Below are 26017 nucleotides of genomic sequence, written 5' to 3'. Positions count from 1 at the left end.
CTGATTGGTTGAGGCTGTGTAACGGCAAACCCTTGTACTCTTAGGTCAAAAATTTAGCACATAAGAGATATTAACTCTTATTTGGATGCTAATAACAACCTTTGCACGAAGAAATTTCGGAGCGAGAGTAAGAGATGGATAAGCTAATCGTTACCGGCATCGATATAGGCCATAACAGCCTCAAAGCCGTAGTACTTAAACCCACAGGCAACAATTACGCTCTGTTGGGTTACAAAGAAATATTACTAAAGGAAGGTATTGTCGCTGAAAATAACACCATAAATCATCAAGAAATTGTAAAGACCCTCAAGCAGATAAAAAAAGAACTGCCTTTTGGCGCTAAAAAAGTTGCGATTTCAGTTCCTGATAACTCGGTAATTAGCAAGAAACTGCAAATAGAACAAAATCTTGAAGAGAGTGAAGTTGAGTTTGCAGTGATACAAGCCTTTTCTCATCAATCGCCATTCCCTGTCGAAGAGCTGAGTTTAGACTTCGTTCGTCTTCGCGCTGAGGGCGGGCAGAGTGGCAGTGATAGCTATCAAGTGTTTGCGACAAGAAAAGATGTGGTAGAAGGCCGAGTCGATGCATTACAAAAGTCCGGACTAAAACCTGTTTTAGTGGACGTGCATTCGCAAAGCCTTGGTCATATCTGGAAGCTCACCGCCGATCGCTTTCCTGACAAAAACAAATACTGCTTACTCGATATTGGCACCTTATCGAGCTCCTTCACCATGTTTACCGAACAAGGTGAACTGTTTCACAAAGAGTTTGCTTACGGCACACGCGGAGCAAACAGCGCTTCTCCAGTCGATTTTCTGTCCGATGATGCTCAGGAGAAAACAGAGCTGTTTAACCGTCAAATCATAGAGCGAGTAAAGCGCCAGATGCAGCTCTATACCTCAATCAATGGCTCACAAAACATCAAGGGTATCTGGTTATCAGGGGAAGGGGCCTCCACTCCCATGCTCGCAGAGGAGTTGTCTCAACAATTGTCGTTAGAGTGTGAATTGCTAAATCCGCTAGGGCTATTTGAGATGAAGGTGTCTAAGCGTAAGCGTCGTGCTGTGGATTGGCAGCATTTCTCAACAGCAGCCGGACTGGCCGTTCGTGGCATTCATTGGCTAGGAGGCGCCCGTGCTTTATCGCATTAATTTACTTCCTTGGCGAGAGAATCAAAGAGAAGAGCACCGACGTCGTTTCATCAGTTTGGTCGCATTAGGCATGTTGGTCGCTGTTGGCATCCAGTGGGGTATTGGAAAGTTTTTTGAGTACCAACAAGATCAACAACAGGATCGGCTCGATTACCTCACTCACTACATTGCCGAACTCGACCAGCGTATTGAAGCAATGAAAATTGCAGAGCAAGAGCACAGCAAAATCCTCGAACGTCTAAAGGTCGTTGAAGGTTTACAAAACGGACGAAACAAAACGACCGAGTTCATGAACTTAATGCCTGCCGTTATCCCTGAAGGTGTATATGTCGACAAGATCAAAATGAATGATCTGGAAATTGAGATCTCTGGGATCTCAGATAGCACTCCAAAACTTGCCACGATGCTGGACAACATGGAGCGCTCGGCCAAGTTGAACGACGTAGAAATGCATTCCATCGTTCACGGCAAAGCCCGTTTTGGGAAAGAGTTTCAAACATTCAAAGTGTCTTTCATGTTCAAAGTAACGGAGAAGAAATTGGAGGCTCAACGTGGTTGATTGGCAGGATCTCGAAATAGATGAAATGGCCGAGTGGCCATTGTTGCCCCAGATTGTAGTAATCGCGCTTCTGATCATGGCGATTCAAGGCTTAGGTTATTGGTTTTACCTTAAACCGAAAGAAGAACAGTTGAATCACTTGATCCAGCAGGAGCAGACACTCAAGGTGGCATTGAAGATCAAAGCGAACAAAGTGGCAGCGTTGCCTCAGCTTCAATCTCAATTGGATGAACTTACCACTCGTTACGAGTTATTACTGCAACAACTGCCTGCGCAAAAAGAGCTGGCTACAATGCTCGCTTCAGTGAATGAGCTTGGCATCGACAATAAGCTGACTTTCACCCGAATCGACTGGGGCGAAAAACAATCAGAGCACTTCCTTTATCGTCTTCCTTTAAACATAGAGTTAACGGGCGACTTTCATGACATCGGCCATTTTTCTCAGGCGATAGCGACGCTACCTCGAATCATCACGTTTAAAGATGTGACTTGGCAACGTGTCAGCCAAGAGAGTGAAACCCTGCACTTTCGGGTGCGCGCTAACACCTATCAGTTTAAGCCGGAGGAGACGAAAAATGACAAGTAAGTCTTTGTTGCTGGTACTGATGGGTTCTCTATTGATGGGTTGCCAGGCGAATGATGAATCATTGACGGATTTTATTCGAGGAGTGGAAACACAGGCGCGTCGAGAGGTCGAGAAGCTTAAGCCCGCAGACAAATATGTTGCAGTCACGTACGCACCGGAAGTACAGCGTGCACCCTTTGAATTACCCAAAGAAGCCACTATCGCGACTCAGCCAGTTGCAAGAAAAGATTGTTGGCAACCGCCCTCAAGAAGGCGAACTGGTAAATTAGAAAAATTCCCATTAAGCCAATTACGTTTGAAAGGTGTCATGGGCATGGATAACACGGTTTCTGGCCTTGTTCAGGCTCCCAATGGCACCGTCTATAAAGTTAAGCCGGGTCAATACCTCGGACGCAATAATGGCAAAGTGACCCATGTCAGCCACTCCTACTTGTTGATTAATGAAACGTTGCCCGACGGCTTAGGATGTTGGCAAAAACGTAAAGTTAAGTTGGCTTTGAGATAGCCCCATTTATTTTTGATATTGAGTAATGAAAATGAGACAAGGATTAACACGTACACAAAGGATACTTACTGGGCTCTTCTCCTTATGGTTGTTTGTATTTTTAGCCCCTTTAGCGGCAGCTGAAGAAGTTTCGTCCAATGCCCTAAAAAGTATCGACTTTCGAACTAATAAAGATAAAGACGCCGTGATTGTCGTCGAATTGGCGTCACCGGCCGCGATTGTAGATATCAAGCGTGTACAGGAAGGGTTAAGTATCGATTTGCTTAACACTTCAGTAAAAGACGAGCAATTGTATCTCCTAGACGTGAAAGACTTTTCGACTGTGGTTGAGAGCGTAGAAGTGTTTCGCGACACCTCGACGACGCGCTTGGTTGCGCACATCAATGAAGAATACATGCATGATTACCGTTTAACGGGGCGTTTTTTGGAAATCAAAGTAGCGAAGATCAAACCCAATGAGAAAGCCCCAGATAAAAGCATTTTAGAAAGAGAAGGTAAGCTTATTTCGATTAACTTCCAAGATATTCCTGTGCGAAACGTCTTGCAGCTTATTGCTGATTACAACCAATTCAATTTGGTTGTCTCCGACTCTGTAGAAGGCAACCTCACGCTTCGTCTTGATGGTGTCCCTTGGCAGCAAGTGCTGGATACTATTTTGCAAGTTAAGGGGTTAGATAAGCGTGTTGATGGCAACGTGATTTTAGTTGCTCCGACTGATGAGCTGGACTTGCGTGAGAAGCAGCAGTTAGAAAAACAAAAACTTACGGAAGAAATGGGAGAGCTTTCATCTGAAATCATCAAAGTTAATTTTGCTAAAGCATCAGACATTGCGGAGATGATCAATGGTGAAGGAAATATCAGCATGCTGTCAGAGCGCGGCAGTATGACCATTGATGAGCGAACTAACTCGTTATTGATTAGAGAGTTACCTGAAAACATCGAGGTGATTCGAGAAATTATTGAGTCTTTGGATATTCCAGTTAAACAGGTTCAAATTGAGGCGCGTATTGTGACCATCAATGAAGGTAACATGGACGAGTTAGGGATTCGTTGGGGTTTTACGTCTATTAATGGCAGTAATACAGTGGGCGGTTCTATTGAGAACAACCTCGCCACGATCGGTCTCTATAATGGAGAAGGGGGTGATGACGGTGGTGACGGTGATGGAGTAGGGATCGATGACTTCCTAAATGTAAACTTAGCTGCAACCAGCCCGAATGCGACCAGCATTGCTTTTCAGGTCGCAAAGTTAGGTTCAGACACCTTGTTGGATCTTGAGCTTTCTGCTCTGCAACAAGAGTCTAAAGCTGAGATTATCTCGAGCCCACGTTTGATCACTACCAATAAGAAGCCTGCCTATATTGAACAAGGTACAGAGATTCCTTATCTTGAGTCATCATCAAGTGGTGCAACGACGGTGACGTTCAAAAAGGCGGTATTAAGTTTGAAAGTGACCCCGCAAATCACACCGGATAACCGCTTAGTGTTGGATTTAAGTGTCACGCAAGATAGACCTGGACAAGTCGTGAAGACAGGCACTGGTGAAGCTGTTGCGATTGATACTCAACGTATCGGGACGCAAGTGTTAGTGAATAACGGTGAAACGGTCGTTCTTGGTGGTATTTTTCAGCACAGCATTACTAACTCGGTGGACAAAGTACCTTTGTTGGGCGACCTGCCGCTATTAGGTGCTCTTTTTCGTCGAAGTTATGAGAATGTTGGCAAAAGTGAGCTGTTAATTTTCGTCACGCCTAAGGTGGTGATTCAGTAGTTCTGTCTCGGGAAAAACTGATTAAATCAAAAATAAAGTTGCAATAGTGGCACCATGCTTGGATAATTTCGGGTCTTATCACGAATTATCTGTGAGGAACTGGTGCCACAAGCCTTGTAGAACAGCAGTTTAGCTGTGTTTTCTTGTGGCGATCTTATTGAATCAATGTTGTAAATTACTGCTAAACATGGCTGAGAAACGTAATATTTTCCTTGTTGGCCCAATGGGCGCCGGCAAAAGTACAATTGGTAGACATCTAGCACAGCAACTGCATATGGAGTTTGTTGACTCCGATACAGTGATCGAAGAACGCACTGGTGCAGACATCTCTTGGGTTTTTGATGTAGAAGGTGAAGAAGGCTTCCGCAAGCGTGAAGAAGCGGTACTTGAAGACCTAACACAAGAGCAAGGCATCGTGCTTGCGACTGGCGGTGGCTCTGTTAAGAGCAAAGAAAACCGCAATCGTCTTTCGGCACGTGGTGTTGTTGTTTACTTAGAAACGACGATTGAAAAGCAACTTGCGCGTACAAACCGCGACAAGAAGCGTCCTTTACTTCAAACGGATAACCCTCGCGAAGTACTGGAGCAATTAGCTGAAGAACGTAATCCTTTATATGAAGAAGTAGCGGATTACACTGTTCGCACTGACGATCAAAGTGCAAAAGTGGTAGCCAACCAGATCGTAAAAATGCTAGAAGAGAGATAAGTCTTTATCTTTTTTTTAATTGGAGCAAACCGATGGAACGGATTACGGTCAACCTAGCTGAGCGTAGCTACCCAATCTCTATTGGCGCCGGGTTATTTGAGGACCCGGCGTACCTCTCTCAAGTTCTCTCAAACAAAAATGCAAAACAAAAAGTTGTTGTGATCAGTAATGTCACAGTGGCACCTTTGTATGCAGACAAAATTTTAAAGCAACTCGAGCAGCTCGGTTATAGTGCATCCTTGTTAGAATTGCCTGACGGTGAACAGTACAAAAACTTGGATGTATTTAATCAAGTAATGAACTTTTTACTGGAAGGGAGTTATGCTCGTGATGTTGTGATCATCGCGTTAGGTGGTGGCGTTATTGGCGACCTTGTGGGTTTTGCTTCTGCCTGTTACCAGCGTGGGGTCGACTTTATTCAAATACCGACCACATTACTATCCCAAGTGGACTCTTCGGTTGGTGGAAAAACCGCGGTTAACCATCCGTTGGGTAAGAACATGATAGGTGCGTTTTACCAACCTAAAGCCGTGATCATTGATACCAACTGCCTGTCGACGTTGCCTGAACGTGAGTTCGCTGCGGGTATCGCCGAAGTCATTAAGTACGGCATTATTTACGATGCAGATTTTTTTGTATGGTTAGAAGACAATCTTGAGCGCTTGTATGCGTTGGATGAAGAAGCACTAACTTATGCGATCGCACGTTGCTGTGAAATAAAAGCGGAAGTGGTGGCTCAGGATGAGAAAGAGTCGGGCATCCGTGCTTTGCTTAACTTAGGTCACACCTTTGGTCATGCGATTGAAGCGGAACTTGGCTATGGCAATTGGCTGCATGGTGAAGCGGTATCTTCCGGCACTGTTATGGCGGCTAAAACGTCGCATCTACGCGGTCTGATCTCGGAAGAGCAATTTGAGCGTATTGTTGCGATTTTGCGTCGTGCAAAACTGCCTGTGCATACTCCAGACAGTATGAATTTCGATGACTTCATCAAGCACATGATGCGAGATAAGAAAGTCCTCTCTGGTCAATTACGATTGGTTTTGCCTACAGGCATTGGCACTGCCGAGGTAATTGCTGATACGACGCAAGACGTACTCAAACAGGCAATAGACTTCGGTCGCGATATTTAACCTTGTAATGGCGCCTTTGGGCGTCATTCTTGTAGTGTATTAAGGTTATTAGATGAGTGTTGCTCACGTACTGGAATTAGATTCTCAAATCGAGTTGCTTGATAGATTAGGTCTATTGACTAACTTTGGTTCCAATCTCATTGCGATTAATGGTCATGATGGGTATGGGAAATCTTGGTTAGCGCAGCGATACCTTGAAGTGGGTGCCAGTAACAAGAATCAATGTTTGTTACTTTGTCATTCTAATCAAGACGATGTGCAGCATCGCGTCCTTATTTTGAGTCAACTGGTTTCAGACGCATTGTTTAATCAGCAAGAGCCTTTACTTGATAGCCTTGAAAGGCTTTTAGGTGATGAGCCGTGTGACATTGCAATTGTTGTAGATGATGCGCATTTATTGAGTGAGACACTTATCTCTGAGCTTTGGATGCTGGTCTTAGAGGCGCACCATAAGCCAAATTGGACCATCAATATCCTACTGTTTACACAGTCTGGACGTTTAGAAGGTTTGCTAGCACGTCTCAGTTATGGACAAGAGATAAAGCCTGTTGAGCTTGATATTGATATGTTGTCCGAAGTGGAAGCTCGTCGTTTCTTTGAGTCACTTGTTGCGCGCTACGTCGATGATGAGTCTGAGAAACGGGTTAGAGATGCATTTAAAAAAGTCGACCCAGTACCGGGTGACATCATGGCGTTAGGAGAGATGAAAGTGGAAAAAAGGATCATTATCCGCTCGATTGTCGGTTCACCCCTGAATATTGCGTTGGTGGTATTAGTATTACTGTTGCTTGCTGCGGGTGGCTATTGGTGGATGCTTAGTCAACCAAGTCCTGATGATAAAGCGCAGCAAATTGCTGGTGGTTTAGAGCAAACGGCTATTCCAACTTTTGAAGAGTCAGTAATCAGTGCAGCGCAATCTTCACTGCAACCTGTAACCGATGGCTCTAGCAGTCTTGATAACTCTGGTGCGGTTGATGATTCTGATTCATTACCGCCAGCAGTGACAGAAGAAGTAGCGAGCGTAGGCAGTGATGACAATCAACAAAGAGTGGTGATTGAGTCGAATGTGGTCGATGCATTGCTTGAAGGTAAAACTGATTCAGCAGACACAAAAGCGATTGATGACGTCGTAGGTACTGAGAAAACAGAAACCGCCGATGAAACTAGCTCTCCTTTGATTAAAGTCGTAAAACCGAATCAAGATATGGCGCAAGCACCTGCTCAGTCAGAAGAGGGTGAGGCAAACCAACCTGTTGTGAAGTTTTCATTTGCTCGTGAAGAACTAAAAGCGCTATCGCCAAGAGCTTATACTTTACAACTCGCAGCTATGACCTCAATGGAAGATGTACAATCCTTTCTCAATGAGCATAAACTGAATAATCAAGTGCGAATTTATCCTACCGTTCGTAATGACACCGAGTGGTATATCATCACATATCAAGATTATCCGACAATTCAAATGGCTCGTGATGCCGTCGCAAGCTTGCCAGATTCGGTTAAGTCGGTGAGTCCTTGGGCAAAATCACTCCGTCAGGTTCACCGTGAAATTGAACGAGTGAAATAAACCTGAGCTTCCCTGAAAAATATGTTACATTCCGCAGCCTTAATTTTTGGTCGATAGATAGAGCAGTAGATGAAAAAGCAACGAGCCTTTCTTAAATGGGCAGGAGGAAAATACGGACTGGTTGAAGACATCCAACGTCATTTGCCGCCGGCTCGAAAGCTAGTTGAACCTTTTGTTGGTGCGGGCTCAGTGTTTCTGAATACCGATTATGACCATTATCTACTTGCAGATATCAATCCAGATTTGATCAATCTGTACAACCTGCTGAAAGAACGCCCTGAAGAGTATATCTCTGAAGCGAAGCGTTGGTTTGTCGCTGAGAACAACCGCAAAGAAGCCTACCTACACATTCGCGCTGAATTTAATAAAACCGATGACGTGATGTACCGCTCTTTAGCGTTTTTGTACATGAACCGCTTTGGTTTTAATGGCCTATGCCGTTACAACAAAAAAGGTGGCTTCAATGTACCGTTTGGCTCTTACAAAAAGCCGTATTTCCCTGAGGCGGAATTGGAGTTTTTTGCAGAAAAAGCCAAAAAAGCTACGTTCGTTTGTGAAGGTTATCCTGAAACATTTCGTCGTGCGCGCAAAGGGAGCGTCGTGTATTGCGATCCACCTTATGCGCCGCTTTCAAATACGGCAAATTTCACCTCATACGCAGGTAATGGTTTCACGTTGGACGACCAAGCTGCATTAGCAGACATTGCTGAAAGAACAGCGACTGAACGTGGCATTCCTGTGTTGATTTCTAACCACGACACTACCTTGACACGTCGGTTGTATCACGGTGCGGATCTTAATGTGGTAAAAGTAAAGCGTACCATTAGCCGTAATGGTAACGGTCGTAATAAAGTTGATGAGCTACTTGCGCTTTTTCATGCCCCAGACATGGATAAATCAAGCTCTTAATTCTCACACTATTATATCTAAATAGTGGATCTCCCCACTGGCTTCGGTAGAATTGCGCGCAGATTGTTTGCTCATTACTACTGAGGTCAGGTATGAAAGATTTTCTTATTGCTCCATCCATTTTATCGGCAGATTTTGCTCGTCTCGGTGAAGATGTAGAAAAAGTACTCGCAGCGGGTGCGGATGTGGTGCATTTCGACGTTATGGATAACCACTATGTACCAAACCTGACTTTTGGTGCGCCTGTGTGTAAAGCACTACGCGATTATGGCATCACAGCGCCAATCGATGTTCACCTAATGGTGAAACCCGTTGACCGTATTATTCCTGATTTCGCAAAAGCGGGTGCGTCGATGATTACGTTCCATGTAGAAGCTTCTGATCATGTAGACCGTACACTGCAGTTAATTAAAGAGCACGGCTGTCAGGCTGGTGTGGTACTAAACCCAGCAACGCCACTTGCAAGTCTTGAGTTTATTATGGATAAAGTCGACATGATTCTACTGATGTCGGTAAACCCTGGTTTTGGTGGTCAATCATTCATTCCTCATACACTAGATAAACTGCGTGCCGTTCGTAAGATGATTGACGAGTCTGGCCGTGATATCCGCTTAGAAATCGATGGCGGTGTGAAGGTTGACAACATTCGTGAAATTGCAGAAGCGGGCGCAGACATGTTTGTCGCAGGCTCGGCGATTTTCGGTGAGCCAGATTACAAACAAGTGATCGATCAAATGCGCGCTGAACTGACTGAAGTTAAATAAGCACCGATAAGCCAGCGCAATAACACACTGATTTTAAAGGCTGCCAGGTTGTTGGCAGCCTTTGTGTTTTCTAGTATTAGAAGAAATTAAATATCCGCTGCGATGAGCAAATAATCACTTGCCTATTTTACGCCCTTTCTGTACTATTCGTGCTCCTTAAACTCAGTCAATTATCTTTAGTTCCTTGCTTCCTCTGGACGACTGAGCCATTTGTGGAAGCTGAATAATCCGTAAGGAGCAACCAATGCGTCATTACGAAATCGTATTCATGGTGCACCCAGATCAAAGCGAGCAAGTTGCTGGCATGATCGAGCGTTACACTGGTTCAATCACTGAAGCTGGCGGTAAAATCCACCGTCTAGAAGACTGGGGCCGTCGTCAACTGGCTTACCCAATCAACAAGCTTCACAAAGCTCACTACGTTCTTATGAACGTTGAAGCTGACCAAGCTGTAATTGATGAGCTAGAAACTGCTTTCCGTTTCAACGATGCAGTTCTACGTAACATGATCATGCGTACTAAAGCAGCGATCACTGAGCAATCTATCATGCTTAAGCAAAAAGAAGAGCGTGCTCCACGTCGTGAAGAGCGTTCTGAAGCTAAGCCTGAAGCTAAGTCAGAAGCTGCTGAGTAAGTTTTCTTATGGCCAATCGAATGGAGCTGAGCGGCACCATTGCCAAACCGCCCATTCGTAGTAAAAGCCCTGGTGGCATTGAACACTGTCGGTTTTGGCTGGAGCATCGCTCTACTATTATCGAAGCTGACTTACCTCGACAAGTTTATTGTCGTATGCCGGTAGTCGTCAGCGGGCTTGGGTCACAAGCACTAACTCAGAATTTAGTTCAAGGCAGTAACATTAAGGTAAGTGGTTTTGTCACTTATCAAACCGGCCGAAATGGCGTGGGAAAATTAGTGTTACACGCCGACAACATTACTCAAATTTAAGATCAGGAGATAGCCCATGGCTCGTTTCTTCCGTCGTCGTAAATTCTGCCGTTTCACTGCAGAAGGCGTACAAGAGATTGATTACAAAGACGTAGCAACTCTTAAAAACTACATCACTGAAGCTGGTAAAATCGTACCTAGCCGTATCACTGGTACAAGCGCTAAGTACCAGCGTCAACTAGCACGTGCTATCAAGCGTTCACGCTACCTAGCTCTACTACCGTACACTGACAAGCATCAGTAATCGGTTCATTTTATTAAGAAAGAGGATTAAGCAATGCAAGTTATTCTACTTGATAAAATTGGTAACCTAGGTGGTCTTGGCGATACTGCAAACGTTAAATCTGGCTACGCTCGTAACTTCCTTATCCCACAAGGTAAAGCAGTTATGGCAACTAAAGCTAACGTTGAAATGTTTGAAGCTCGTCGTGCTGAACTAGAAGCTAAAGTTGCTGAGCAACTAGCTGCTGCAGAAGCTCGCGCAGAGAAAGTTAACGCTCTAGAAGCTGTAGTTATCGCTTCTAAAGCTGGTGACGAAGGCAAACTATTCGGTTCTATCGGTACTCGTGACATCGCTGACGCTATCACAGCTGCAGGCGTTGAAGTTGCTAAGAGCGAAGTTCGCCTTCCTGAAGGTGCTCTACGTACAACTGGTGAGTTCGAGATCAGCGTTCAACTTCACTCTGAAGTTTTCGCAACTGTGAACCTACAAGTTGTTGCTGCTGAGTAATTCAGTATCAAGACGAAATACTAAAAAGCACCTCCTTGGAGGTGCTTTTTTTATTTCTAAAACTGAGAGAAAAAGGGTTAAAAAGCGAAAAGTAAATTAACGGAAAATACGCTGTCCGCTTTGCTTAAGCCTTCAGGCACTTTATCGTGATACTGACGAGAGTGCGCCAGTTTCAGTGCAATATCTTCAGTAATATCATTGGTTACACTGAGTTCACTATCAGTACGTGTGTTACTTCTACCTGTTACCAACGTAATATCAGCTGCGAAACTTAAATTATCCAACGCATGCCAAGTTGTGTTGATATTTCCTCGAAAAATGCCTTCTCTAACGATATCGGGAAAGACAATATCGTCATCATCTATTTCGTCTAAGTTTGGCTCTTGATAGCGAAAACCAGGGCCTACCTCTACCTCTAAAATGAAGTTCTCAGTGTAGGAGAACTGGTAACCCAAACCACCTGACAACGTATAGTCTTTAAAATAAGCACTGTAGCGAGAATCCACCCCTTTAAAGCTGCCATACAAATATGTCTTAGGGCCTAACTTGTAGTCACTCTGTAGGGAGTAGGTGGATGAGCGTTTGTCTTCTTCACCGTCTTTGTACAAGTTGTAGTACTTCCATTCACCATTAGAACGGTGTCGACCTGACGTATATTCAGCACTCAAACGAGCATTCAGGGAACGAGAGTCCGTGTTACCTGTGTGAGCTTGATAGCCGAACTCCACCTCGGTTTTTAGTGGGTCGGGTACATCAATATTTTGCTCTGGCTGTACTGATTCGTCAGCATACGATGCACTAGCGCACAGTAGGCTAAAGCTAAGTAACCAGTATCGGGACACATCAACCTCGAACGTAATCAAAAAGGAGGGGCATGATACTGATACAGATATTTGGTTGGGTCAATGGTAGGTTAATTTTTATTAGAGCTAGGCGGAAGAACCAGGCTATTACCCGGGTGGTTCACATGATGATTTCTTAACAAGTAATTGTCGCTTCGGGGAAGCATCTCAGTTAGGTTAAGGTTATAATCGTGGGTCAATAGTAGTTATCGAGCAAAGTCATGGCGGAAAACAGAAATCGCAAACCTTCAGACAGTCAGGTCGACGCAATCAAAGTGCCACCTCACTCACTAGAAGCCGAGCAATCAGTAATTGGTGGTCTTTTACTGGATAATGAACGTTGGGACACCGTTGCCGAACGTGTTGTGAGCAGTGATTTCTATAGTCGTCCACACCGCCTGATTTTTGAAGGTGTAAAAACCATTCTTGAAGCGGGTAAACCTCTCGATCTTATTACTTTATCGGAATATCTAGAGCGTCATGAGTTGTTAGAAGATGTAGGCGGTTTTGCTTACCTCGCTGACTTGGCGAAGAATACGCCAAGTGCAGCTAACATCAATGCGTATGCTGATATTGTCGCTGAGCGTGCGATTGTTCGTGGCCTTATTGGTGTCGCGAATGAAATTGCGGACGCGGGCTATGACCCTCAAGGTCGTAGTTCTGAAGATTTAATAGACATGGCGGAGAGTAAAGTTTTTGCTATCGCCGAGTCTCGAACTAGTGAAAACGAAGGACCACAAAACGTCGACAACATCCTCGAAAAGACGTTAGAACGTATCGAGTTGTTGTATAAAACGCCACAAGATGGTGTTACGGGGGTCGATACCGGTTTCACCGATCTCAATAAGAAAACCGCAGGTTTGCAAGGCTCTGATTTGGTGATTGTCGCAGCGCGTCCATCGATGGGTAAAACGACCTTTGCGATGAACTTGTGTGAAAATGCGGCCATGCAACAAGAGAAGCCCGTACTTATTTTCTCGTTAGAGATGCCAGCTGAACAGTTGATGATGCGTATGTTGGCCTCTTTGTCTCGTGTAGACCAAACCAAGATCCGTACGGGTCAGCTAGATGACGAAGATTGGGCGCGTATTTCTTCTACTATGGGTATCCTGATGCAGAAGAAAAATATGTACATTGATGATAGCTCTGGTCTAACTCCGACCGAAGTGCGTTCGCGCGCTCGCCGTATCGCTCGTGAACATGGCGGTCTGTCGATGATCATGGTCGACTACCTTCAGTTGATGCGCGTGCCTTCGTTAACCGATAACCGTACTCTTGAGATTGCTGAGATCTCGCGCTCTCTTAAGGCGCTGGCAAAAGAGCTAAATGTGCCTGTTGTGGCACTGTCGCAGCTAAACCGTTCCCTAGAGCAACGTGCGGATAAACGACCAGTAAACTCGGACTTGCGTGAATCCGGTTCCATCGAGCAGGATGCTGACTTGATCATGTTCATCTACCGTGATGAGGTTTATCACCCAGATAGTCCGTACAAAGGTACGGCCGAAATCATTATTGGTAAACAGCGTAACGGTCCTATCGGCTCTGTTCGCCTCACTTTCCAAGGTCAACATTCGCGTTTCGACAACTACGCGGGTCCTGCATTCGATATTGATGATGAGTAATCCCATGAGCTATATGAAAGCGGCCAAGGCGTGCATTGATTTGTCTGCGTTGCAGCACAACTTACAGCGCGTAAAAGCTCAAGCGCCACAAAGTAAAGTGATGGCTGTCGTCAAGGCCAATGGTTATGGTCACGGATTACGTCATGTTGCAAAACATGCTAACCATGCGGATGCGTTTGGTGTGGCTCGTATTGAAGAAGCATTGCAACTGCGCGCTTGTGGAGTAGTAAAGCCGATTCTATTGCTAGAAGGTTTTTACTCTCCTGGTGATTTACCTGTTCTTGTGACGAACAACATCCAAACCGTGGTGCACTGTGAAGAGCAGCTTATCGCCTTGGAGCAAGCAGACCTTGAAACTCCGGTTGTCGTGTGGCTGAAGATTGACAGTGGCATGCACCGCCTTGGGGTTCGTCCTGAACAATATGACGAGTTTGTAACGCGGCTGAAGGAGTGTCCAAATGTAGCGAAACCGTTGCGTTACATGAGCCACTTTGGCTGTGCAGATGAGCTGGATAGCGATATTACCCCACAACAGATTGAGCTGTTTAAATCGTTGACTTCTGGTTGCCAAGGGGAACGTTCACTGGCGGCATCTGCGGGGTTATTGGCATGGCCTCAAAGCCATTTAGATTGGGTTCGTCCGGGTATTATCATGTATGGTGTGTCGCCATTCGATGACAAAACGGCGCAAGATCTTGGGTATCAGCCTGTCATGACACTTAAATCCCACCTTATTGCGGTACGTGAAGTGAAGAAGGGCGAAAGTGTTGGCTACGGTGGTATTTGGACCAGTGAGCGAGATACAAAAGTTGGGGTCATCGCTGTAGGGTATGGCGACGGTTACCCAAGAAGTGCTCCAAACGGTACGCCGGTGTGGGTTAATGGCCGTAAAGTACCTATTGCAGGTCGAGTTTCCATGGATATGCTGACGGTCGATTTGGGACCAGACGCAACGGATAAAGTCAGCGACGAAGCGATTCTTTGGGGGAAAGAGCTCCCAGTAGAAGAAGTGGCGGGTCACATTGGTACGATTGCGTATGAACTCGTGACTAAGCTAACGCCTCGCGTCGAGATGGAATACTCAAAATAAACAACGAAAGGCTAACCCAAGGTTAGCCTTTGTTTTATCTACTCACCGTTAATCGTAGCAATAACGCGGCGGCCGCCACCAAAGTCTCGATGCTCACCCAAGTAAATACCTTGCCATGTTCCTAAAGCTAATCGACCATTTTGGATTGGTACCGTCACACTACTGCCAAGCAGTGATGCTTTAATATGTGCCGGCATGTCGTCGTCACCTTCATAGGTGTGCTGATAATAAGGAGCACGCTCTGGCACAAACTTATTGAAGTGCGCTTCCATGTCCATACGCACGGTTGGATCAGCATTCTCATTTAAGGTCAAACTGGCGGAGGTGTGCTGAATAAATAAGTGTAATAAACCTACTGAAAGTTCGTTTATTTGTGGTAATTGTTGTTCAATTTCATCAGTTATCAGGTGAAAACCGCGGCATCTCGCTTTTAATTGCAGTGTTTTTTGTGCCCACATACGTGTTCCTTTGGAAATTTATAAATTGGCGTCTATCCTATTCCAATTAGAGCCTGTCATTAGTAAATGATATGATTCTTGTCATCGTAAATGAATTGTTCAATTTCAGGGCAGGGAACGTGACCTAACTCAATGTGAGTGTAAAAGCTCTCGGTCATAATTGGCGCCTGAAAAAAAATTACAAAGACTTGTTTTGTGGCAATTTGCCCAAACATCTAATTTATATTCTATTTGCTAAATCGGGGATTCCACAGTTTTCGCTAGACTGTAAGGAATGGAACCTACTGTAACATCGGGATAAAGACCATGTTGAAAAATATCAATCCAACGCAAACACAAGCTTGGAAAGCGCTAACGGCGCATTTCGAATCTGCACAAGATATGGATCTTAAAGAGCTGTTTGCTCAAGACGCAGCGCGTTTCGACAAATACTCTGCACGTTTCGGCTCAGACATCCTAGTCGATTACTCAAAGAACCTCATCAATGAGGAAACTCTGAAGCACCTGTTTGCTCTTGCGAAAGAGACCGAGCTGAAATCTGCAATTGAAGCGATGTTCAGTGGTGAAGCGATCAACCAAACAGAAGGTCGCGCTGTTCTTCACACTGCACTACGTAACCGCGCTAATACTCCAGTTATGGTAGATGGCGAAGACGTAATGCCAGCAGTGAACGCGGTTCTAGAAAAAATGAAATCATTCACTGAGCGCGTTATCGGCGGTGAATGGAAAGGTTACACAGGCAAAGCAATTACCGATATTGTGAACATCGGTATCGGCGGTTCTGACCTTGGCCCTTACATGGTGACGGAAGCTCTAGCGCCATACAAAAATCATCTAAACCTTCACTTCGTATCTAACGTTGATGGTACACACATCGTTGAAACGTTGAAGAAAGTTAACCCAGAAACGACGTTATTCTTGATCGCGTCTAAGACGTTTACAACACAAGAAACCATGACTAACGCGCACACTGCTCGTGATTGGTTCCTAGAATCGGCGGGTGATCAGGCTCATGTGGCTAAGCACTTTGCTGCGCTTTCAACAAACGCGACAGCCGTGTCTGAATTTGGTATCGATACAGCGAACATGTTTGAATTCTGGGACTGGGTTGGTGGCCGTTACTCACTATGGTCTGCGATCGGTCTATCAATTGCACTAGCAGTAGGTTTCGACAACTTCGTTGAGCTGCTTGATGGCGCTCACGAGATGGACAAGCACTTTGTATCAACAGATCTAGAAAGCAACATCCCTGTGATCCTTGCGCTTATCGGTATTTGGTACAACAACTTCCACGGTGCGGAATCAGAAGCTATTCTGCCTTACGATCAGTACATGCACCGTTTCGCGGCGTACTTCCAGCAAGGTAACATGGAATCAAACGGTAAATACGTTGACCGTGACGGCAATGCTGTAACTTACCAAACTGGCCCAATCATTTGGGGTGAACCAGGTACCAACGGTCAGCACGCGTTCTACCAGCTAATTCACCAAGGTACTAAGCTTATCCCATGTGACTTCATTGCACCTGCAATTAGCCACAACCCAGCTAGCGATCATCACCAAAAACTGATGTCTAACTTCTTCGCGCAAACTGAAGCTCTAGCGTTTGGTAAAAATGAAGAAACCGTGAAAGAAGAGTTGGTGAAAGTAGGTAAGAATGCTGAAGAAGTGGCAGCGATTGCGCCATTCAAAGTGTTTGAAGGTAACCGTCCAACAAACTCTATTCTAGTGAAGCAAATCACGCCTCGTACGCTAGGTAACTTGATCGCAATGTACGAACACAAAATTTTCGTACAAGGTGTTATCTGGAATATCTTCAGTTTTGACCAGTGGGGCGTGGAGCTAGGTAAACAACTGGCTAACCAAATCCTACCTGAGCTTGCAGACGAGTCTCAAATCAGTTCGCATGACAGCTCAACAAATGGTCTAATCAACGCATTTAAAGCGTTCAAAGCTTAATGTTTGAATAGATAAAGAAAAGGTCAGCAAATGCTGACCTTTTTATTGCCTGAGGCAAAAACAAAATAGGTTGGCCAGTGTCAACCTATTTTTTCTCTTTTATTCGAAGCAAATTTCGATAAAGGCATTTCCCCATTGGGAAGAGAAAGGCATGATAATAATTGAGCCTTCACACTTGTGGCGAATCGTATGACCTCGGCCCGAAACCACAACCGGTGTTGCCATATCAAAGTCAAAACCACTTTCCGCCAGAATGCGTTTCGCACCACCAGTAACCATGTTGGTGATCTCACCCACCATATCGGTCACTTCTTCATTGAGCCCATTTGGACGTTCACCAAGCATGTTCTGCATGATTTCTAGGGCGAGTGCTTCATCAAAGGTGATCGACATTGAACCACGAGTTTGTGGGCCTACCATACCAATCAGACCAGAAACGTCACCTCGTGCGATCTCATCTTTTTTGATTCGCGGTTTTTGTGGCTTCAGCTCAAGAGAAGCCATAGTTTTTAGCACGTTCATTAAAGAAGCTAAAAACGGGTTTACAAATTCAGCGCGCATAACGTTCTTCTATACTTTTTCTTTCGTCTCGGAGGAACAGGCCTGGCATTCACCATGAGTTTCAATAACTTGGTTGGTCAGTTTGAATCCATGCTTCTCGGCGTTTTCGGCTAACAAGGATATCAGCGTCTCATCTTCGAGTTCAACGACATCACCACATTTATCGCAAATTAGTAATTGGAAAAAGTGCTGCTGAGTATTGAAAGAACAACAAGTAATAAAGCTATTTGTCGATTCCACTCGGTGGATGAAGCCTTGCTCTAGGAGAAAATCTAATGCTCGATAAACAGTGGGCGGCTTAGCCTGAGGCTCACTCTCTTTTAGTTGCTCCAATAGCTCATACGCACTTGAGGCGCGGCGATTAGAACAAATGAGTTCAAATACGCGTCGGCGTTGCGGAGTCAGTCGTACTCCACGCTCTGCGCAGATACTTTCAATTTGTTCAATGATTGTTGGGTTCAAACCTTTCACCATAACTATCGGACGTGCTCTATGATAAATCATTTCTATACGAAGTTCGTTTAGAAATGCTTCATTTTACCCACTATCAGAACGAAAATCATGAATTAAAGCAAGTCGGTGGTGGTGTGAAGGCGGAATAATCATCACAGAATGAATCAACGAATGACAGATTCGTATTACTTCTGCGTATTCCTAAGCACTTGGCTAGTCAGCCAACCAAATCATTCTCGCTGAAACTAGCACCCAGAGGTGCTTGGGTATACAATACCCGACTTATTTTTTGAGCGTACTGCTGCGCTCGACCTTGGCAACATAAAAACGGGTGTTTATATCATGACTCATTCTTGCAGGCTCTCCGTAGCACCAATGCTCGATGGAGATGACATCTGAGAACTTGTTTTTTAAAACAGTTACTTGCATTTTTGGGTCGAAAGGTGGGGGATGGATGAGGGACTGCTTAAGATCACACACGTACAAAAGCACCTACGTTCCTATAATACGTCCCCTAAAAATTTTTTCAAAAAAATTGGCTAAAAATTTGGATTCTTGGAAAAAATTCAGTAAATACTAAAGGTATGGCGCGATGCCGTACGCTCATCAGAAGAATAAGAGGAGTTATGATGAACGTACCTTTTAGTACCCCAACCACTGCTACATTACTAGCTGCTAAATTCCAGAATCAACCTTTGATTTCACTTGTCGATGTTGCAGGTGAGTACTTAGGACTAACTCCGAGTACTGCGAAGCGAAAAGCTCGTGTTAACGACCTTCCATTTCCTGTATTACGATTGTCTGATTCACAAAAAGCACCTTGGTTGGTCAAGTTTGAGCACTTTGTTGAGTACGTTGAACGCACATCAGCCAACTCACATAGCGATTGGCTACGCATGCAATGTTAATGCTATAGAAGCCCGTCATCTGGCGGGCTTTGAGTTTTTAGGCTCTTTTCTTCTGTCGAGCAACACGCTCAGCCATTGCCACTTGAAATTTTTTCGTTTTCTCGACTTTTGTTATCAGCGTGCGTTTATAAGCTTGTATTTTACCTGCACTTTCAGACTTTCCTTCAAGAAAGGTTTTTATCATTGTGTCTGTCCAGTTCCGCTCTTCTTTCAGTCCTGTTTTTGATATCCACTTTTCGTGCCATGCTTGGCGGTAAATTTCTCTTTGTTGGCGACCATATTCGCGTCTTTCAGCTTCCGAATAGCGGTGCCATCTTCCATTGTAATAAGGCATAAGTTTTATTTTATTTTTTGTTTTATTTTTTCTAATTTTTCTTGTTGTAGAGGTGATAACTTTCTCAATTTCAACTCTTCATACGTTTTTAACAGTCGGTTTTTTTGTCGGTGTTGCTGCCTATTATTGTGCTCTTCTTTAGCCTTGAGCCATTTATCAAACTGACTTTGCATCTTCTTAATCAGTTTTTCGATTTCTAAAGCTTGATTGGCTTTTTCATATTGATACTGCCAAGTACTCAACCGTCGTCCTTTCTCTTTTTCAATTGGTTCATAGCTCCGGTAATCTATGCCGACATGTTGCAAAACCGCATGGTTGAAAGTTTGCTTCAAGAGTTTTGTCGCGCCCTTTTTTTGCAGCTCCATCAAAACGCGCCCACGAACCACTTTGCCAATGATTAGGTGGACATGATCACCAGTGCCTTTTTGCCCTTCTTGGTTTTGCTGGTGTAATACAGCGCGGATCTGCTGTCGATACTGTGCGAACTCAGCTTTTGTCAGCTTGCAGTATTTAGCCAGTTTGATGCAGCAATCGCTGGTAATGGATTGCCATTGCTCAATAGACGGTCTGTGGCCTCTCGGCAGCGTCAAACAAAATTCCATGGCGTAGCTAGAGAGCGGCCGCCCGCCCTTGCGTTTGAGTTGTTGTTCAAGCCTAAACTTCTCGCCTGCTAGAGCAATTCGGTGGGATGTTTCAGCACAACCAATCAGTGAGATAAGTGCGTCACTATGTTTGTGATTAGCGTGTTGTTCGCTCAGTAGATAACGCTCGCGCATCATTACACCATCACTTTGGAGCTTCACAGGCTGACTGATAAGGGTGAAATTTTTAATCATCTGATGTGTTTTTTAGAAGGTTAGAAATAATTTTCATCACTTGCAAATAACTGAGCAAAAACATCAAAGATTTTTTGCGGTTCCAGATAGGACAACTCACTTCGTTCTTATGTTGTCCCACTGGCAAGAGTGGGTTCCCCTCTTAACTCCCCTTTTAAAGCAACCATAAATTTGCAGCAGCTTAAAATAGTTTTTATGCTTATAAAAAACACTATGGACAATCCTATCCCATCATCCGATCTTATCGGCTATGTCATTGAACTAGAAAAGTTCGAATCAACGACTCTTGAAGAACAAGTAATCAAAAAGGCAAAAAAAGCAGGCTTTTTAAGTGAGCATGATGAATCTTATGCTTATAAATCCAGCTGGATTAAGAAAGTCGCTAAGAATGCTGAAGAGGCATTTAATTTGGAGGCTGTTATTGAGAATGAGCCACTGGAGTTAACTATGGCAAATTTCAAACAATTAAGAGAAGAGAGAGAACAGCGAGTCAATGAGATTTTAGAGTTGCTATCTAAGTGCGTGCTTGACAGTGTTCCTCAGTATAAAGGCTAGATATTGTTCATAATTGTTCTGATCTTTAGCACCTGCAAAGGTGCTTTTTTGTTGTATGTCGCTGCGACTTGGAGAGTGGTGAGGTACAATCAGCACAATTTTTTCAATTGTGCTGTTTACAATGACTAACAACAACTTCTCCCAAACCGCTGCCTTTATCTGGTCGGTTGCTGACCTCCTTCGCGGTGATTTCAAACAATCTCAATATGGTCGCGTGATCCTGCCGTTTACTCTACTTCGTCGTCTTGAGTGTGTGCTTGAGCCAAGCAAAGATGCTGTGGTTGCTGAACATGAACGTATTAAAGCGATGAACTTGCCAGAAGAGGCACAGGAAAAGTTCTTGCTGCGTGCAACGCAATCACCAGTACAACCTGATGGTTTGTCATTCTTCAACACCTCGCCAATGAACCTTGGCAAGATGGGACAAAGCAACATCAAGGCGAACCTTGAGAAGTACGTGCAGTCATTCTCCAAAGATGCGCGTGAAATCTTTGAGCACTTCAAGTTCGATGAATTTGTTGGTTTACTGGAAGATGCCAACCTGCTTTACAAAGTGGTGAAGAAGTTTGCCACCACCGATCTTAGCCCAAACAGTATTTCTAACCACGATATGGGCTTGGTGTTTGAAGAGTTGATCCGTCGCTTTGCGGAAAGCTCGAATGAAACCGCTGGTGAGCATTTTACCCCGCGTGACATCGTGCGCCTGACCACCTCTTTGGTGTTTATGGAAGACGACGAAGCCCTAACCAAGGATGGTATCATCCGCACCATCTATGACCCAACAGCGGGTACAGGCGGCTTCCTTTCTTCTGGCATGGAATACGTGCACGAGCTTAACCCGAAAGCGGTGATGCGTGCGTTTGGTCAGGAGCTAAACCCAGAGTCCTATGCTATCTGTAAGGCAGATATGCTAATTAAAGGGCAAGATGTTAGCCGCATCAAACTGGGTAACACTCTGTCAAATGACCAACTGCCCGCCGACAAGTTTGACTACATGCTGTCTAACCCGCCGTTTGGTGTGGATTGGAAAAAGATTGAAGGTGAAATCAAAGACGAGCACCAGCAAAAAGGCTTTGATGGACGCTTTGGCGCAGGCTTGCCGCGAGTCTCTGATGGTTCGTTGCTGTTCTTGATGCACCTTATCAGCAAGATGCGTGACAAGAAAAACGTTGATAACCAAGTCACGGATGGTGGTCGTATTGGCATCATCCTTAATGGTTCACCACTATTTACTGGTGGTGCAGGTAGTGGTGAGAGTGAAATTCGTCGCTACATCCTTGAATCTGATCTACTTGAAGCGATTGTAGCGCTGCCTACCGATATGTTCTACAACACAGGTATTGCGACCTATGTTTGGGTTCTGAGTAACAAAAAAGACCCAGCACGCAAGGGCAAAGTGCAATTGATTAATGGCGCTAACTTAAGTACGAAAATGCGTAAGTCATTAGGCTCTAAGCGTCACTATTTAACTGATGAAGAAATTCGCACCATCACGAAAAACTTTGGTGACTTTGAAGAAATCGACACCTTGACCAAAGATGGTGTGACGGACAATCAAAAACACTTCGCCAGCAAAATCTTTGATACGCATGAGTTTGGCTATCGTCGCCTGACCATAGAGCGCCCATTGCGTCTGTCTGCACAAATCACCGATACAGCGGTTGAATCACTGCGCTTTGCACCTAAGCCATTTAATGCCGTGATGCAGGCTGTTTTTGAGCAGTTTGGCACTGAATGGACAGAAGACACTTATGGCACACTGATTGAAGTGGAAGCTGAAGTGCGTGCGCTGATCAAAGCAGACTTCCCAGAGCTGAAAGAAAAGCAAATCAAGGATGTACTGGATAGCAAACTGTGGCTAGGCCAAAAAACGTTGATGGATAATGCCAAAGTTCTGCAAGTTGCTGTTGGCGATAACCTTGGCGGTAAGGCGCAACAATCAGACGACTTTAATCAGTTTGAGCTGACCCTCAAAGGTGCATTCAAAACCACTGGCATCAAGTTCGACGCCAAGCAGAAGAAACAGTTTATTGATGCGGTAACGTGGAAGAACCAAGACGCCGAGCCTGTGATCAAAAAGGTGCTAAAGGAAGCCGCACAGCCGCTATACGGGGCGTTCGACTATAAGGGTAAGGTTGTTGAGTTCCAACAAGATGGCGACCTGCGTGATAATGAGAACGTGCCACTTGACCCAAGTGTGAGCACGTCAACTCTAATCGAAAGCTACTTTAAATGCGAAGTGCAGCCACATGTTGCCGATGCGTGGATCAACCCAGATAAGCGTGATGACAAGGACAATGAGATAGGTATTGTTGGCTACGAAATCCCATTTAACCGCCATTTCTATGTTTATCAGCCACAGCGTGCGCTGGAAGAGATTGATGCTGATTTAGATGCCGTAAGTGCTGATATTATGAGGCTTTTAAGTGAGGTTCATTCGTGAGCAATTCGTATTTTCTAGCTGCTTATTTTAGTGCTACTGAACAATTTAACTTGACTAAAAATGACGGCGTGGTCAATAATAACGTTAACACGCCCACCAAGCCTATGCTTAGCATGCTCAAATTGAGTGGGCTTTTTTATGTCTTCAGTTTACCGAAATTAACTATTCATGTCCTCTCCTTCACGGAGGTGAACTGATGGCAACATTTACGAAAACCGCTAAAACGTTAGATGAACAAATCGCTTTGCTGCAAGAGCGTGGTCTAACAATTCGTGATCCAGAACGTGCCAAGCGTTACCTCGAAGTGATCAGCTTCTTCCGTCTTTCTAGCTATATGCGTCCTTTCCAAGTTCCGCATGATCACACGCACCAGTTTAAGACCGATGTCGAATTTAAATCTATCGTTGATCTCTATGCTTTTGATCGTGAGCTGCGCCTATTAATCATGGATGCAATTGAACGAGTCGAAGTGGCAGTACGTGCAACATTCAACAACCATATGGGGACGAAATACCAAACCGAGAAACAGCATAGTGGTTCACATTGGTATTTGAATGAAAGTTTGTTTAAGCGTGACTACAACCATAAGCGGATGTTGAGTGAAGTAGAAAATTGCCAAAGTCGAGACTCTATCGATCTGCAAAAAGACATAACTAAAATTAATCGAAGTAACCAAAGTGGGGAAGAAAAAGCGAACAGGATAGATAAAAGAGTTCGCGAGCGCTACCCACGCTTTTATCAGCACAACTATCAACATCCTCGCTTGATGCCAAGCTGGGCTATGGTCGAAGAGTTGACCTTCGGGACTATCTCACATCTCTATAAAGGGCTGTCGAAAGATGCTGATCGTAAAGGCATCGCCAAACGTTTTGATGTACCTCAAGAAGTGTTTGAGAGCTGGCTGCATACCCTCAATTTTGTTCGTAACTGTTGCGCGCACCATAGCCGCCTCTGGAACCGTGAGCTTTCTATACCTCCCAAAGTTCCTCATGGTGAGCACTGGCAACTTCCGCATCGACTAGAGCCAAGCAAGGTGCAACCTAGCCGTCGTATCTATATGGTGATGTTGATGTTGGCGCATTTGATGCGACAAATTAGCCCAGATAGCCAGTGGCATAACAAAGTCAAAGCTTTAGTAACCGTAATGTATCCAAATGTGCCTCTGGCACCGATGGGATTCCCTGAAGATTGGCGTACACATATTTTTTGGGGTGGGGAAGATGAGTAAATATCAGGCGTATCCAAAATACGAACCAATAAACGCAGAGTGGTTGAGCGAGATTCCGATAGGTTGGAGTACAACACCACTTAAATATGTCGCAAGTATCAACATGGGTCAATCGCCAAGTTCGGAGGATTGCAATATTGATGGTATTGGTGTTCCTTTCTTACAAGGTAACGCTGAGTTTGGTGTTAAATCTCCGACAGAAAAGCAATTCTGCCCTATTCCCAAAAAAGTGGCTAAGGCAGGAGATTTGCTTTTTTCCGTTCGTGCTCCAGTAGGGTCACTGAATTTCGCCAATAAGGATTTTGGTATAGGTAGGGGACTTTGCAGTATTAGAGGAACCAATGCGATCTCGCAATCTTTTCTTTGGTGGGTATTGCCATCATATAAATATCAATTTGATGCAATAGCAACAGGAAGTACATTTGAGGCAGTATCTGCGGAAGAGGTAGGAAATCTCAACTTAGCGTTACCACCTATTCTCGAACAAACCCAAATCGCCAACTTCCTTGATCACGAAACCGCCAAGATTGACACCTTGATCGAAAAGCAGCAGCAACTCATTAAGCTGCTGAAAGAAAAGCGTCAAGCTGTAATCAGCCACGCTGTGACTAAAGGCTTGAATCCTCAAGCACCAATGAAAGATTCTGGTGTGGAGTGGTTAGGGGAAGTGCCTGAGCATTGGGATAGAATTAAGTTAAAACACATAACGAATCAAATCGTAGATGCTGAACATAAGACAGCCCCATATTTTGACGATGGTGAGTATCTGGTCTGTCGTACAACGAATGTTCGAGATGGAAAACTTCGCATAGAGGGTGGAAAGTATACCGACAGTACTACCTATGAAGAGTGGACAAAAAGAGGCAAGCCAGAAATAGGCGACATTCTGTTCACTCGAGAAGCTCCTGCTGGTGAAGCCTGCATATTTACAGGAGAAGTCCCACTCTGCCTTGGACAAAGAATGGTTCTATTTAAGCTAGATAAGACTAGGGTGTCACCTGAGTTTGTTTTGCATTCTATCTACTCTGGTTTAGCTGATGACTTTGTAAAACAACTGTCACAAGGCAGTACAGTCGCACATTTCAATATGGCTGACATTCAGAACATTCCACTATTTGAACCTTCACTGGATGAGCAAGCACAAATAGTTGAGTACTTATCAAAAGTATTAGCCAAGTATGACGATCTCACATCTTCGGCTTTTAAAACGATTGCTTTGATGCAAGAACGTCGCACAGCCCTAATCTCTGCCGCGGTCACTGGCAAGATTGATGTTCGCGACTGGCAAGCACCAACATCTCAGAATCAAGAGTTGGAACAAACCGCTTAAACCTATTACCACTCTAGCTTAAGAAAGCAGAGTGGTTTTTTCTCTTTGGTTGGCTAACAAGAATTAGAAGAACAA

28 protein-coding genes are annotated in these 26017 nt (G+C 44.5%); 22 read left to right on the top strand and 6 right to left on the bottom strand.

From position 1 onward, the window contains the following. Positions 1 to 134: 134 nt before the first annotated feature. The 14 genes from pilM (at position 135) to rplI (ending at position 11323) form a co-directional block, all read left to right on the top strand. Positions 135 to 1151: a type IV pilus biogenesis protein PilM gene (gene pilM / locus R7035_RS21160; protein WP_017821733.1), complete on the top strand. Its 1017-nt coding sequence runs from the start codon at positions 135 to 137 to the stop codon at positions 1149 to 1151. Continuing rightward, a complete protein-coding gene (locus tag R7035_RS21155) occupies positions 1135 to 1710 on the top strand; it encodes a PilN domain-containing protein (RefSeq protein ID WP_054577259.1) in 576 nt (191 codons plus the stop codon). Before pilM ends, R7035_RS21155 begins: the two co-directional genes overlap by 17 nt. Continuing rightward, positions 1703 to 2296, top strand: coding sequence for a type 4a pilus biogenesis protein PilO (locus tag R7035_RS21150; RefSeq protein WP_033907305.1), 594 nt, complete (start codon positions 1703 to 1705; stop codon positions 2294 to 2296). The genes R7035_RS21155 and R7035_RS21150 overlap by 8 nt, the downstream gene beginning before the upstream one ends. Then, positions 2286 to 2801 carry a pilus assembly protein PilP gene (locus R7035_RS21145; RefSeq protein WP_005382766.1) on the top strand — a complete coding sequence of 172 codons (516 nt, stop codon included), beginning with the start codon at positions 2286 to 2288 and terminating at the stop codon, positions 2799 to 2801. Before R7035_RS21150 ends, R7035_RS21145 begins: the two co-directional genes overlap by 11 nt. Before the next feature lie 25 nt (positions 2802 to 2826). Beyond that, positions 2827 to 4572 carry a type IV pilus secretin PilQ gene (locus tag R7035_RS21140; RefSeq protein WP_262652200.1) on the top strand — a complete coding sequence of 582 codons (1746 nt, stop codon included), beginning with the start codon at positions 2827 to 2829 and terminating at the stop codon, positions 4570 to 4572. A gap of 187 nt (positions 4573 to 4759) precedes the next feature. Continuing rightward, a complete protein-coding gene (gene aroK / locus R7035_RS21135) occupies positions 4760 to 5278 on the top strand; it encodes a shikimate kinase AroK (protein ID WP_005381319.1) in 519 nt (172 codons plus the stop codon). Between the two features lie 32 nt (positions 5279 to 5310). Further along, a complete protein-coding gene (gene aroB, locus R7035_RS21130) occupies positions 5311 to 6411 on the top strand; it encodes a 3-dehydroquinate synthase (protein WP_138939165.1) in 1101 nt (366 codons plus the stop codon). Between the two features lie 52 nt (positions 6412 to 6463). Then, a complete protein-coding gene (locus tag R7035_RS21125; protein WP_206954853.1) occupies positions 6464 to 7975 on the top strand; it encodes an SPOR domain-containing protein in 1512 nt (503 codons plus the stop codon). A 69-nt stretch (positions 7976 to 8044) separates the two neighbouring features. Next, complete coding sequence (locus tag R7035_RS21120; RefSeq protein WP_005382762.1) at positions 8045 to 8884, top strand: Dam family site-specific DNA-(adenine-N6)-methyltransferase; 840 nt, start codon at positions 8045 to 8047, stop codon at positions 8882 to 8884. Positions 8885 to 8976: 92 nt separating this feature from the next. Next, complete coding sequence (gene rpe / locus R7035_RS21115; protein WP_149191991.1) at positions 8977 to 9648, top strand: ribulose-phosphate 3-epimerase; 672 nt, start codon at positions 8977 to 8979, stop codon at positions 9646 to 9648. A 244-nt stretch (positions 9649 to 9892) separates the two neighbouring features. After that, positions 9893 to 10282: a 30S ribosomal protein S6 gene (gene rpsF / locus R7035_RS21110; RefSeq protein WP_005381299.1), complete on the top strand. Its 390-nt coding sequence runs from the start codon at positions 9893 to 9895 to the stop codon at positions 10280 to 10282. 8 nt (positions 10283 to 10290) lie between these two features. Then, a complete protein-coding gene (priB, locus tag R7035_RS21105; RefSeq protein WP_005381298.1) occupies positions 10291 to 10593 on the top strand; it encodes a primosomal replication protein N in 303 nt (100 codons plus the stop codon). A gap of 16 nt (positions 10594 to 10609) precedes the next feature. Then, positions 10610 to 10837: a 30S ribosomal protein S18 gene (rpsR, locus tag R7035_RS21100; RefSeq protein WP_000090472.1), complete on the top strand. Its 228-nt coding sequence runs from the start codon at positions 10610 to 10612 to the stop codon at positions 10835 to 10837. Positions 10838 to 10870: 33 nt separating this feature from the next. After that, on the top strand, positions 10871 to 11323 hold the full coding sequence (gene rplI, locus R7035_RS21095; protein WP_005381278.1) for a 50S ribosomal protein L9: 453 nt from the start codon (positions 10871 to 10873) through the stop codon (positions 11321 to 11323). A 77-nt stretch (positions 11324 to 11400) separates the two neighbouring features. On the opposite strand, the gene R7035_RS21090 is transcribed toward rplI, so the two are convergent. Then, positions 11401 to 12165: a DUF481 domain-containing protein gene (locus R7035_RS21090; RefSeq protein WP_005381276.1), complete on the bottom strand. Its 765-nt coding sequence runs from the start codon at positions 12163 to 12165 to the stop codon at positions 11401 to 11403. A 221-nt stretch (positions 12166 to 12386) separates the two neighbouring features. Between R7035_RS21090 and R7035_RS21085 the strand changes: the two genes are divergently transcribed. Together R7035_RS21085 and alr are read left to right on the top strand one after the other, a co-directional pair. Then, the gene (locus R7035_RS21085) at positions 12387 to 13787 is read left to right on the top strand and encodes a replicative DNA helicase (protein ID WP_005382759.1); all 1401 of its coding nucleotides are present in this window, start codon (positions 12387 to 12389) and stop codon (positions 13785 to 13787) included. Positions 13788 to 13800: 13 nt separating this feature from the next. Continuing rightward, positions 13801 to 14877, top strand: coding sequence for an alanine racemase (gene alr / locus R7035_RS21080; protein WP_031777284.1), 1077 nt, complete (start codon positions 13801 to 13803; stop codon positions 14875 to 14877). 38 nt (positions 14878 to 14915) lie between these two features. Here alr and R7035_RS21075 read toward each other — a convergent pair whose 3' ends face one another. Next, on the bottom strand, positions 14916 to 15335 hold the full coding sequence (locus R7035_RS21075; RefSeq protein ID WP_042523680.1) for a secondary thiamine-phosphate synthase enzyme YjbQ: 420 nt from the start codon (positions 15333 to 15335) through the stop codon (positions 14916 to 14918). A gap of 306 nt (positions 15336 to 15641) precedes the next feature. Here R7035_RS21075 and pgi point away from each other — a divergent pair, with 306 nt between their 5' ends. Continuing rightward, positions 15642 to 17294, top strand: coding sequence for a glucose-6-phosphate isomerase (pgi, locus tag R7035_RS21070; RefSeq protein WP_005381270.1), 1653 nt, complete (start codon positions 15642 to 15644; stop codon positions 17292 to 17294). Positions 17295 to 17393: 99 nt separating this feature from the next. On the opposite strand, the gene R7035_RS21065 is transcribed toward pgi, so the two are convergent. Next, positions 17394 to 17855 carry a chemotaxis protein CheX gene (locus tag R7035_RS21065; RefSeq protein ID WP_005381269.1) on the bottom strand — a complete coding sequence of 154 codons (462 nt, stop codon included), beginning with the start codon at positions 17853 to 17855 and terminating at the stop codon, positions 17394 to 17396. A 9-nt stretch (positions 17856 to 17864) separates the two neighbouring features. Further along, on the bottom strand, positions 17865 to 18329 hold the full coding sequence (gene zur / locus R7035_RS21060; RefSeq protein WP_005381268.1) for a zinc uptake transcriptional repressor Zur: 465 nt from the start codon (positions 18327 to 18329) through the stop codon (positions 17865 to 17867). Between the two features lie 605 nt (positions 18330 to 18934). On the opposite strand from zur, the gene R7035_RS21055 reads away from it, so the two are divergent. Continuing rightward, positions 18935 to 19216 (top strand): pyocin activator PrtN family protein, encoded by a 282-nt coding sequence (locus R7035_RS21055; protein WP_017044173.1) that lies wholly within the window; start codon positions 18935 to 18937, stop codon positions 19214 to 19216. 37 nt (positions 19217 to 19253) lie between these two features. Here R7035_RS21055 and R7035_RS21050 read toward each other — a convergent pair whose 3' ends face one another. Then, complete coding sequence (locus R7035_RS21050) at positions 19254 to 19550, bottom strand: hypothetical protein (protein ID WP_049873555.1); 297 nt, start codon at positions 19548 to 19550, stop codon at positions 19254 to 19256. A 5-nt stretch (positions 19551 to 19555) separates the two neighbouring features. After that, positions 19556 to 20386, bottom strand: a complete 831-nt coding sequence (locus R7035_RS21045; protein ID WP_025562326.1) for a hypothetical protein — start codon at positions 20384 to 20386, stop codon at positions 19556 to 19558. A 171-nt stretch (positions 20387 to 20557) separates the two neighbouring features. Here R7035_RS21045 and R7035_RS21040 point away from each other — a divergent pair, with 171 nt between their 5' ends. The 4 genes from R7035_RS21040 to R7035_RS21025 all read left to right on the top strand — a co-directional run bounded on the left by R7035_RS21040 (position 20558) and on the right by R7035_RS21025 (position 25942). Beyond that, entirely contained in the window at positions 20558 to 20941 is a 384-nt protein-coding gene (locus tag R7035_RS21040; RefSeq protein WP_229651237.1) for a hypothetical protein, read from the top strand. A 121-nt stretch (positions 20942 to 21062) separates the two neighbouring features. Next, positions 21063 to 23384 (top strand): class I SAM-dependent DNA methyltransferase, encoded by a 2322-nt coding sequence (locus R7035_RS21035; protein WP_005395691.1) that lies wholly within the window; start codon positions 21063 to 21065, stop codon positions 23382 to 23384. Between the two features lie 196 nt (positions 23385 to 23580). Further along, positions 23581 to 24612 (top strand): Abi family protein, encoded by a 1032-nt coding sequence (locus tag R7035_RS21030; protein ID WP_005395688.1) that lies wholly within the window; start codon positions 23581 to 23583, stop codon positions 24610 to 24612. Next, positions 24605 to 25942 (top strand): restriction endonuclease subunit S, encoded by a 1338-nt coding sequence (locus tag R7035_RS21025; RefSeq protein WP_005395687.1) that lies wholly within the window; start codon positions 24605 to 24607, stop codon positions 25940 to 25942. Before R7035_RS21030 ends, R7035_RS21025 begins: the two co-directional genes overlap by 8 nt. Positions 25943 to 26017 lie beyond the last annotated feature (75 nt).

Origin of the sequence: Vibrio sp. 1731, assembly GCF_033339955.1 — a bacterium.
Taxonomy (GTDB): Bacteria; Pseudomonadota; Gammaproteobacteria; order Enterobacterales; family Vibrionaceae; genus Vibrio; species Vibrio alginolyticus.
This window is presented reverse-complemented; position numbering and strand designations above follow the sequence as displayed.